At 74.7% G+C, this 2,965-nt stretch carries 2 protein-coding genes and 1 pseudogene; all 3 read left to right on the forward strand.

All coding sequences use genetic code 11. The features are described from left to right. Positions 1 to 590, forward strand: a pseudogene (locus tag HGA02_RS14990) (DNA repair protein RecN); the annotation flags it as partial. A gap of 6 nt (positions 591 to 596) precedes the next feature. After that, complete coding sequence (gene steA, locus HGA02_RS14995; RefSeq protein WP_124344518.1) at positions 597 to 1,784, forward strand: putative cytokinetic ring protein SteA; 1,188 nt, start codon at positions 597 to 599, stop codon at positions 1,782 to 1,784. Between the two features lie 118 nt (positions 1,785 to 1,902). Next, complete coding sequence (locus HGA02_RS15000; RefSeq protein ID WP_168679816.1) at positions 1,903 to 2,928, forward strand: copper transporter; 1,026 nt, start codon at positions 1,903 to 1,905, stop codon at positions 2,926 to 2,928. Positions 2,929 to 2,965: the final 37 nt, after the last annotated feature.

Raw genomic sequence — 2,965 nt, forward strand, 5'->3', positions numbered from 1 at the left:
CGGAGGCCGCGAGCCGGCTGGCGGCGGCGGTCTCCTCGGAGCTCTCCGGGCTCGCGATGGCGGGGGCCGAGCTGCAGGTGGCCGTCGAGCCCGCCGAGCCCGGGCCGTACGGCGCGGACCGTGTCGAGATGCTGCTCGTCCCGCACGCCGGTGCGCCCGCGCGACCGCTCGGCAAGGGTGCCTCCGGCGGTGAGCTGTCGCGCGTCATGCTCGCGATCGAGGTCACGCTCGCGACGGCCCCCGACTCGGGCGCCGCACGGCCCGGCACGTTCGTCTTCGACGAGGTCGACGCGGGCGTCGGCGGGCGCGCGGCGATCGAGGTCGGCCGGCGGCTCGCGGACGTCGCGCGGTCTGCCCAGGTGCTCGTCGTCACGCACCTCGCGCAGGTCGCGGCGTTCGCCGACCGGCACCTCGTCGTCACCAAGTCGACCGCCGACGGCGTGGACGTCGTCACCGAGTCGGATGTGCGCCTGGTCACAGACGAGGCCCGCGTGCGCGAGCTCGCCCGCATGCTGTCCGGCCAGGACGACTCCGAGGCGGCGCGCACGCACGCAGCCGAGCTCCTGGAGCTCTCGACCGTGGGACGATGAGGCACGATGAGAGCTTCCCTGCGCAGACGGACCCCCGCGCCCGAGGCCGGCGTCATCGCCGGTCCGGCCCGGGTCGACCCTCGGACCAAGGCCCTCACCAAGCGCCTGCGGCCGGGTGACGTCGCCGTCATCGACCACCTCGACCTCGACCGGGTCTCCGCCGAGGCGCTCGTCGCGTGCCAGCCGGCGGCCGTGCTCAACGCCGCGCGGTCGACGTCCGGCCGCTACCCGAACCTCGGGCCTGAGATCCTCGTGTCGGCCGGCGTGCCGCTCGTCGACGACCTCGGCGCGGACGTCATGGCCCTCCCTGAGGGGCACCAGCTGCGCGTCGTCGACGGGTGCGTCTACGACGGCGAGACGCTCGTCGCCGAGGGCGTCGAGCAGACGCCGCAGACCGTCGCGGCGACCATGGAGGAGGCCCGCGCCGGGCTGTCCGTCCAGCTCGAGTCGTTCGCGGCGAACACGATGGACTACCTGCGCCGTGAGCGCGAGCTGCTGCTCGACGGCGTCGGCGTGCCGGACATCGACACCGAGATCGACGGCCGCCAGGTGCTGATCGTGGTGCGCGGGTACCACTACAAGGAGGACCTGGTCACCCTCCGCCCGTACATCCGCGAGTACCGGCCCGTGCTCATCGGGGTCGACGGCGGCGCGGACGCGATCCTCGACGCCGGCTGGAAGCCCGACATGATCGTCGGCGACATGGACTCGGTGTCCGACCGCGCGCTCACGTGCGGCGCGGAGGTCGTCGTGCACGCCTACCGCGACGGTCGCGCGCCCGGCCTCGCGCGCGTCGAGCAGCTCGGCGTCCGGCACGTCGTCTTCCCCGCGACGGGGACCAGCGAGGACGTGGCGATGCTGCTCGCCGACGACAAGGGCGCGGAGCTCATCGTCGCCGTCGGCACGCACGCGACGCTCGTCGAGTTCCTCGACAAGGGCCGGTCCGGCATGGCCAGCACGTTCCTCACGCGGCTGCGCGTGGGCGGCAAGCTCGTCGACGCCAAGGGCGTGTCCCGCCTCTACAAGCACCGGATCTCGAACCTGCAGGTCGCGCTGCTCATCCTCGCGGGCCTCTTCGCGCTCGGCGTCGCGCTCGCCTCGACCGCGGCGGGGCAGACGCTGCTCGGCCTCCTCGGCGCGCGCATCGACGACGTCACGTCCTGGATCGGCTCGTTGTTCGGAGGGTCGTCGTGACGCTCCGGCGCGTCCCCGCCCGACCCGCGCCGCGACCCGTGACCCACCCCGCCCCGCTCGCCCGCCGCCTCGCGGCCGCGGCGACGCCTGCCGCCGCCCCCGACGGAGATGCCGCACCGTGATCGACTTCCGCTACCACATCGTCTCGCTGATCTCCGTCTTCCTGGCGCTCGCGGTCGGCATCGCGCTCGGCGCCGGGCCGCTCAAGGAGACCATCGGCGACACGCTCACGGGTCAGGTGCAGCAGCTGCGCACCGAGAAGGACGAGCTGCGGTCGCAGCTGGACAGCGCGTCCGACGACCTCGGCCACGCCGTGACGTACATCGACGCCGCCGGCCCGCGCCTGCTCGAGGGCTCGCTCACCGACCGCCGCGTCGCGGTCGTCGCGCTGGGCGAGGTCGACGAGTCCGTGCGCACCGCGGTCGACGAGCGCTTCGCGCAGGCAGGCGCGACCGTGACCGCGCACGTCACGCTCAACGACGCCTGGACGGACACGGGTCTGGACTCGTTCCGGCAGGCGCTCGGCGGGCAGCTCGTGCAGTACCTCTCGCCCGCACCGGCCGACGGCGCCGGTGTGCAGGAGGAGCTCGCCGCGGCGCTCGTGCAGGGCCTCGTCGCTGCCGACCCGGCCGCGCCCGACGCGCTCGCGTCCGACTCCGCGTTCCTGCTCGAGCTCCTGTCGGGCGGCGACTACCCGCTGGTCACGCTGCAGGACCCGGTGGAGGTGCCGGCCGACGCGATCGTCGTCCTCGCGCCGTCCGAGCGGTCCGGCACGGCGGCCTCCGCCGACACCGACGAGGTCGAGCAGACGCAGGCGGCGTGGCTCGCGGTTCTCACCGCTGCGCAGGAGCGGTCCGAGGGCGCCGTCCTCGCGGACGGTCCGCGCGGCGACGGGAGCCTCACCGACGCGATCCTCCGCGACGACCAGCTCGCGGGTGCGCTCACCACGGTCTCCGACACGCAGGTCGTCACCGGTCAGGTGTCGACGCCGCTCGCTCTCGCCGTGCGGATCTCCGGTGCCAACGGCCACTACGGCTTCGGTGACGGCGAGACGCCGCTGCCCGACGCGGTGACGCTCACGCCCGTGGACCGCACGCCGGCGAGCGCGGACGCGGGGGCGGGGACCGAGGGGACCCAGGGGTGAGCGTGCTGCGGCGAGCCGCCGCGGCCGTCGTCGCCGG

The sequence above is a fragment of the Cellulomonas septica genome (genome assembly GCF_012396155.1).
Classification (GTDB): Bacteria; Actinomycetota; Actinomycetes; order Actinomycetales; family Cellulomonadaceae; genus Cellulomonas; species Cellulomonas septica.